General features: G+C 58.8%; 4 protein-coding genes, 3 tRNA genes and 1 pseudogene. All 8 read right to left on the bottom strand.

The window, feature by feature from the left end:
- Positions 1-26: 26 nt before the first annotated feature.
- Positions 27-1,469, bottom strand: a complete 1,443-nt coding sequence (mgtE, locus tag WBR57_RS20555) for a magnesium transporter (RefSeq protein ID WP_122540309.1) — start codon at positions 1,467-1,469, stop codon at positions 27-29.
- A 339-nt stretch (positions 1,470-1,808) separates the two neighbouring features.
- Positions 1,809-1,885, bottom strand: a tRNA-Arg gene (locus WBR57_RS20560).
- A 72-nt stretch (positions 1,886-1,957) separates the two neighbouring features.
- Positions 1,958-2,034 (bottom strand) — tRNA-Arg (locus tag WBR57_RS20565).
- Between the two features lie 108 nt (positions 2,035-2,142).
- Positions 2,143-2,233, bottom strand: a tRNA-Ser gene (locus WBR57_RS20570).
- Positions 2,234-2,295: 62 nt separating this feature from the next.
- The gene (csrA, locus tag WBR57_RS20575; RefSeq protein ID WP_003175645.1) at positions 2,296-2,484 is read right to left on the bottom strand and encodes a carbon storage regulator CsrA; all 189 of its coding nucleotides are present in this window, start codon (positions 2,482-2,484) and stop codon (positions 2,296-2,298) included.
- Between the two features lie 172 nt (positions 2,485-2,656).
- The gene (locus tag WBR57_RS20580; protein WP_424086086.1) at positions 2,657-3,898 is read right to left on the bottom strand and encodes an aspartate kinase; all 1,242 of its coding nucleotides are present in this window, start codon (positions 3,896-3,898) and stop codon (positions 2,657-2,659) included.
- Between the two features lie 94 nt (positions 3,899-3,992).
- Entirely contained in the window at positions 3,993-6,611 is a 2,619-nt protein-coding gene (alaS, locus tag WBR57_RS20585; protein WP_424086088.1) for an alanine--tRNA ligase, read from the bottom strand.
- A gap of 146 nt (positions 6,612-6,757) precedes the next feature.
- A pseudogene (locus WBR57_RS20590) lies at positions 6,758-7,026 on the bottom strand (low-specificity L-threonine aldolase); the annotation flags it as partial.

A 7,026-nucleotide genomic window follows, 5' to 3' on the forward strand; every position in this document is an offset into this window, starting at 1 on the left:
GAGCAGATCTGCCCCCGCCGAAAGGATCAGAGCAGGAAGATCGTCGCCAAACCCAGGAAGATGAAGAAGCCACCGCTGTCGGTCATGGCCGTGATCATCACGCTGGCCCCCATCGCAGGGTCGCGCCCCAAGCGTGCCAGGGTCATAGGGATCAATACCCCCATCAGCGCCGCCAACAGCAGGTTGAGGGTCATTGCGGCCGTCATCACTACGCCCAGCGACCAGCTGCCATACAGCAAGTAGGCCACCACACCGATCACCCCGCCCCACACCAGGCCGTTAATCAGGCCCACGGCCAACTCTTTGCGCAGCAGGCGCGAGGAGTTGGCGGTACTCACCTGGTCCAGCGCCATCGCGCGCACGATCATCGTAATCGTCTGGTTACCGGAGTTGCCGCCGATACCCGCCACGATCGGCATCAGCGCCGCGAGGGCCACCAGTTTCTCGATGGAGCCTTCGAACAACCCGATCACTCGTGAGGCGATGAAAGCAGTAATCAGGTTGACTGCCAGCCAGGCCCAACGGTTATGCAGGGAGCGCCAGACGGACGCGAAGATATCTTCCTCTTCACGCAAACCCGCCATGTTGAGGACTTCGGTTTCACTCTCTTCACGAATCAGGTCAACCATTTCATCAATGGTCAAACGGCCAATCAGCTTGCCGTTCTTGTCGACTACCGGCGCGGAGATCAAGTCATAACGCTCGAACGCCTGGGCGGCCTCGTAGGCGTCCTCGTCCGGGTGAAAACTCACCGTGTCGCTGGCCATCAAATCGGCAACTTTCTTGTCCGGATCGTTCACCAACAAACGCTTGATCGGCAGCACACCCTTGAGGATGCCCTCGTAGTCGACCACGAACAGTTTGTCGGTATGGCCGGGCAACTCTTTCAGCCGGCGCAGGTAACGCAGGACCACTTCCAGGCTGACGTCTTCGCGGATGGTGACCATCTCGAAGTCCATCAGGGCGCCGACCTGATCCTCGTCGTAGGACAACGCGGAGCGCACGCGCTCACGCTGCTGGCCGTCGAGGGCCTCCATCAACTCATGCACAACGTCGCGAGGCAGCTCAGGCGCCAGGTCGGCCAGCTCGTCGGCGTCCATCTCCCTGGCAGCAGCCAGGAGCTCGTGATCGTCCATGTCGGCGATCAGGGTTTCACGCACGGAGTCGGACACTTCGAGCAGGATGTCGCCGTCGCGGTCCGCCTTGACCAACTGCCACAAGGTCAGTCGATCGTCCAGCGGCAAGGCTTCGAGAATGTAGGCGACGTCGGCGGAGTGCAGGTCGTCAAGCTTGCGTTGCAGCTCGACGAGGTTTTGCCGGTGGACCAGGTTTTCAACGCGGTCGTGATTCGGACCTTCCTGGCGGTGCGTGAGGTCTTCGACCACGCGCTGGCGCTGCAGCAGCTCGATGACTTGAGCAAGGCGATCCTGCAGGCTTTCTTGTGTTTTCTTTACTTCTACTTCGGTCATAGGCGAACTCCACTCCCAGCAGCAGGGCACGCCGGAAGGATCAATCAGTCAATTCATGATTGGTAAAACGGGGTACTGAGTAACTACTGGGTAAGTCCATGGAGGTATTCCACAAGCCCCGGCGGGGCTGACGGGCGCAATGATACACGCTGCGTGCGCTTTTAACGTCAAAAAACTGGAAAGAACAAGCGCTTGCGAGCCAAAGTTGAGTTTTGGCTGCATCTATGAACTGCGACGACGCGACGAGGGAGGAAAACACATGGGAGCGCAGGAAAAGACAAAATCCTACCCAAACCCCAGACGGCAAAAAGCCCGCACTAGGCGGGCTTTTTGTTTGTATGGTGCACTCGACAGGATTCGAACCTGTGACCGCTCGGTTCGTAGCCGAGTACTCTATCCAGCTGAGCTACGAGTGCAGATTGTGTTTTTAGACCAGATCACAACTGGTTGAAACCGAGCTGGCTGCATTGCTGCAACCGACTCTTAAATGGTGCACTCGACAGGATTCGAACCTGTGACCGCTCGGTTCGTAGCCGAGTACTCTATCCAGCTGAGCTACGAGTGCATTTGTTGCCGCACATTATAGGCCGTTCAATCTCTATGTAAAGCTATTTTTTCGAGTAATTTCAACAACTTACCGAAAAAACCAGATTGCAACGTACTAAGCAAATAATGGCGGAGAACGGGGGATTCGAACCCCCGACACCCTTTTGAGGTGTACTCCCTTAGCAGGGGAGCGCCTTCGGCCACTCGGCCAGCTCTCCGCAACACGGGGCGTATATTAACCACGTTCATCCCCGTTTGCAAACATAAAAAACGATAAAAATTAAAGGCTTGGTTCTTCGTCCTTCTCTTTCTTGATCCGCAGGTAGATTTCCTCGCGATGGACCGCTACCTCTTTCGGAGCGTTAACCCCGATACGTACTTGATTGCCTTTGACGCCGAGCACGGTCACGGTGATTTCGCCATCACCAATAATCAAGCTTTCTGCGCATCGACGAGTCAGAATCAGCATACCTTTCTCCTCACGCATTTCATTTCAGGAACAACAGTCTGCAAAAAAGGCGTTCGACCTATGACCTGGCGGCCACAGCCCTAACGACCTAAGTATTGTCGAGCGCACGCAAAAGGCCATACGCCCGGCAAAAAAATGAAAGGCGCGATAACCGCGCCTTCCGGGCCCTGCATCACTCGCCCTGTCGGGCCGGAGCGTCGAGCTCAAAAGCTGTGTGCAACGCGCGTACAGCCAGTTCCAGGTACTTCTCTTCGATCACCACCGAGACTTTGATTTCCGAAGTGGAGATCATCTGGATGTTGATGCTTTCCTTGGCCAAGGCCTCGAACATGCGGCTGGCAACGCCGGCATGCGAGCGCATGCCCACACCCACGATCGACACCTTGGCAATCTTGGTATCACCCACCACTTCACGGGCGCCAATTTCGCTCGCGGTGTTCTGCAGGATTCGCTCCGCCGCATCGTACTCGTTGCGGTGCACGGTGAAGGTGAAATCGGTGGTGTTATCGTGCGAAACGTTCTGCACGATCATGTCGACTTCAATGTTTGCGCCGCTGATAGGGCCCAGGATCTTGAACGCCACGCCCGGGGTGTCTGGCACGCCACGGATCGTCAGCTTGGCTTCATCGCGGTTGAAAGCGATGCCGGAAATGATCGGCTGTTCCATGGATTCCTCTTCATCAATAGTAATGAGGGTGCCCGGACCCTCTTTGAAGCTGTGCAGTACGCGCAGCGGAACGTTGTACTTGCCGGCGAATTCCACCGCACGGATCTGCAACACCTTCGAACCGAGGCTGGCCATTTCCAGCATTTCTTCAAAGGTGATCTTGTCCAGGCGCTGAGCCACGGACACCACACGCGGGTCAGTGGTGTAAACGCCGTCCACATCGGTATAGATCTGGCATTCATCGGCCTTGAGAGCCGCTGCCAGCGCCACGCCGGTGGTGTCCGAGCCGCCACGCCCCAGGGTGGTGATGTTGCCTTGCTCGTCCACACCCTGGAACCCAGCTACAACTACCACGCGGCCAGCTTTCAGATCTGTGCGGATTTTCTGATCATCGATCTGCAGGATGCGCGCCTTGGTATGCGCACTGTCCGTCAGGATGCGTACCTGGCTGCCCGTGTAGGACACGGCCGGCACACCACGCTTGTTCAGCGCCATGGCCAACAGGGCAATGGTGACCTGCTCGCCAGTCGACACAATCACATCCAGCTCACGCGGCAGCGGTTGCTGCTCGCCACTGATTGCCTTGGCCAGCTCGATCAGGCGATTGGTCTCGCCGCTCATGGCCGACAGCACCACCACCAGGTCGTCGCCGGCATCGTGGAATTTCTTAACCTTGTCGGCCACCTGCTCGATTCTTTCGACAGAGCCGACCGAGGTGCCTCCAAATTTCTGTACGATCAAAGCCATTTCTAAGCCGCCTCAGCCCGTAAAGGGGCGCCTATTATCCAATCAACCAGCACTGCGTCGCCCGCGACTAGACCACGGGCGAGTTAAAAGCGCCTTAAATACCAGCCTCGACAAACGGCACAGTCAGGGCCAAGGCCGCGTCCAGGGCACCGGCGTCCACACCACCGCCTTGCGCCATGTCCGGACGACCACCGCCCTTCCCGCCCACTGCCGCAGCGGCTTGCTTCATCAAATCACCGGCCTTGAGTTGGCCAGTCAGGTCCTTGGTTACACCGGCAACCAGCACGACCTTTTCTTCATGCACACCGCCGAGCAGGATCACTGCGCGGCCGAGCTTGTTCTTCAACTGATCGACCAGGGCCAACAGCGCCTTGCCGTCCTGACCGTCCAGGCGCGCAGCCAGGACCTTCACACCCTTGACGTCTTGTGCTTGAGCAGACAAATCGTCGCCCGCCGCGCTGGCCGCCTTGGCTTGCAACTGCTCCAGCTGTTTCTCCAGGGCACGGTTGCGCTCCAAAACGGCTGACAGCTTGTCGATCAGGTTGTCGCGGCTGCCCTTGACCAGGCTGGCCGCTTCCTTGAGTTGTTCTTCAGCCGCATTCAGGTAGGCCAGCGCCGCAGCGCCGGTCACTGCCTCGATACGCCGCACACCAGAGGCCACACCGCCTTCGCTGATGATCTTCAGCAGGCCGATGTCGCCGGTGCGGTTGGCGTGGATGCCGCCACACAGCTCCACCGAGAAGCTGCCGCCCATGCTCAGTACGCGCACGTTGTCGCCGTATTTCTCGCCGAACAGTGCCATGGCGCCTTTGGCCTTGGCGGTGTCGATGTCGGTTTCTTCGGTTTCGACCGGGGTGTTCTTGCGCACTTCGGCGTTGACGATGTCTTCGAGCGCCTTGATCTGCTCCGGCTTGATCGCTTCAAAGTGGCTGAAGTCGAAGCGCAGGCGCTGGCTGTCGACCAACGAGCCTTTCTGCTGGACGTGCTCGCCCAATACTTGGCGCAGTGCCGCGTGCAGCAAGTGAGTGGCCGAGTGGTTCAGCGCGGTTGCATGTCGTACGTCGGCATCGACCTGGGTGTCGACCGGCGCACCGACCGTCAGGTTACCCAGCACCAGCACACCGTGGTGCAGGAACGCACCGCCGGTCTTGGTGGTGTCACGCACTTCAAAACGACCGGACGTCGAACTCAGGAAACCACAATCACCAATCTGGCCACCGGACTCGGCGTAGAACGGGGTCTGGTCCAGCACGACGACAGCCTCATCGCCTTCGCTCAACACGTCGACCGACTTGCCATCTTTATAAATCGCCACGATCTTCGCCGAGCCAGCGGTAGCCTTGTAGCCGATGAATTCGGTAGGCACGTCAACTTTGACCAGCGTGTTGTAGTCCAGGCCAAAAGAGCTGGCAGAACGCGCACGCACGCGCTGGGCTTCCATCTCGCGCTCAAAACCGGCCTCATCGATGGTCAGTTCGCGCTCACGGGCAATGTCGGCGGTCAGGTCCATCGGGAAGCCGTAGGTGTCGTAGAGCTTGAATACGACATCGCCGGGCACCACGCTGCCTTTGAGCTCAGCCAGGTCCTGCTCGAGAATCTTCAAGCCATGTTCCAGGGTCTTGGAGAACTGCTCTTCTTCAGCCTTGAGCACGCGCTCGATGTTGCCTTGCTGCTGCTTGAGCTCCGGAAAGGCGTCGCCCATCTCGGCGACCAGCGCCGCGACGATTTTGTAGAAGAAGCTGCCGGTAGCGCCCAGCTTGTTACCGTGGCGGCATGCGCGACGGATGATACGGCGCAGCACATAACCACGGCCTTCGTTCGACGGCAGCACACCATCGGCGATCAGGAAGCCGCAGGAACGGATGTGATCCGCCACGACCTTGAGCGAAGACTGGTTGTCGTTGGCGCAACCAATAGCGGCAGCCGACGCGCTCAGCAAATGGGTGAACAGGTCGATTTCATAGTTGGAGTGAACGTGCTGCATCACCGCACTGATCCGCTCCAGGCCCATGCCGGTGTCTACCGACGGCGCCGGCAGCGGGTGCAACACGCCGTCTGCGGTGCGGTTGAACTGCATGAACACGTTGTTCCAGATCTCGATGTAACGGTCGCCGTCTTCCTCTGGCGAGCCCGGTGGGCCACCCCAGATATCCGCGCCGTGGTCGTAGAAGATCTCGGTGCAAGGGCCGCACGGGCCGGTATCGCCCATGGTCCAGAAGTTATCGGACGCGTAAGGCGCGCCTTTGTTGTCGCCGATGCGAATCATGCGCTCGACGGGCACGCCGATTTCTTTGGTCCAGATGTCATAGGCTTCATCGTCCGTCGCATAGACGGTGACCCAGAGCTTTTCCTTGGGCAACTTCAACACGCCGGTCAGGAAGGTCCAGGCAAAGGTAATCGCATCTTTCTTGAAATAATCGCCAAAGCTGAAGTTGCCGAGCATTTCGAAGAAGGTGTGGTGGCGCGCGGTGTAACCGACGTTTTCCAGGTCGCTGTTCTTGCCGCCGGCGCGCACGCACTTCTGGCTGCTGGTAGCGCGGGTGTAGGCGCGCTTTTCCTGGCCCAGGAAGCAGTCCTTGAACTGGTTCATCCCCGCGTTAGTGAACAGCAGGGTGGGGTCATTGCCTGGGATCAAGGAGCTGGAGGCGACACGGGTGTGACCTTGCTCTTCGAAGAAGCGAAGGAAGGCTTCACGGATTTCTGCGCTTTTCATTAGATTCTTCCACGGAGGCTGCGGCCAAAGGCCAGTGCTAAACGTCATCAGACGGAGCGACGGCAAAGGGCCGCATTATATCGGCCCTTTGCCGGTGGTACAGCGTGTTTATGCGATAGAGAGGTTCAATTAGACGGTCTGCAGGGTCATTTGCGCGAAAATTCGACGAATGTCTCCAGCACCTGCTCGATCTGTGCCCGGCTCACGTCCAGATGCGTGACCATACGCAGGCGCGGCGCGGCGCTCAACTTGATCCCGCGCTCGGCGGCAAAGGCCTTCAAGGCCTGGGCCTGCGCACCGATCTGCACGTAGACCATGTTGGTCTGCACCGGCTCCACCTCGAACCCCGCGCTGCGCAACGCATCGCCCAGCCACTGGGCGTTGGCATGGTCGTCGGCCAGGCGTTGTACCTGGT

The sequence above is a fragment of the Pseudomonas sp. genome, from assembly GCF_049590575.1.
Lineage (GTDB): Bacteria > Pseudomonadota > Gammaproteobacteria > Pseudomonadales > Pseudomonadaceae > Aquipseudomonas.

Excerpts from the sequence above, each read along its gene's own strand:
- mgtE (WP_122540309.1), bottom strand. The coding sequence starts at position 1,469 with ATGACCGAAGTAGAAGTAAAGAAAACACAAGAAAGCCTGCAGGATCGC.
- alaS (WP_424086088.1), bottom strand. The coding sequence starts at position 6,611 with ATGAAAAGCGCAGAAATCCGTGAAGCCTTCCTTCGCTTCTTCGAAGAG.
- WBR57_RS20580 (WP_424086086.1), bottom strand. The coding sequence starts at position 3,898 with ATGGCTTTGATCGTACAGAAATTTGGAGGCACCTCGGTCGGCTCTGTC.
- csrA (WP_003175645.1), bottom strand. The coding sequence starts at position 2,484 with ATGCTGATTCTGACTCGTCGATGCGCAGAAAGCTTGATTATTGGTGAT.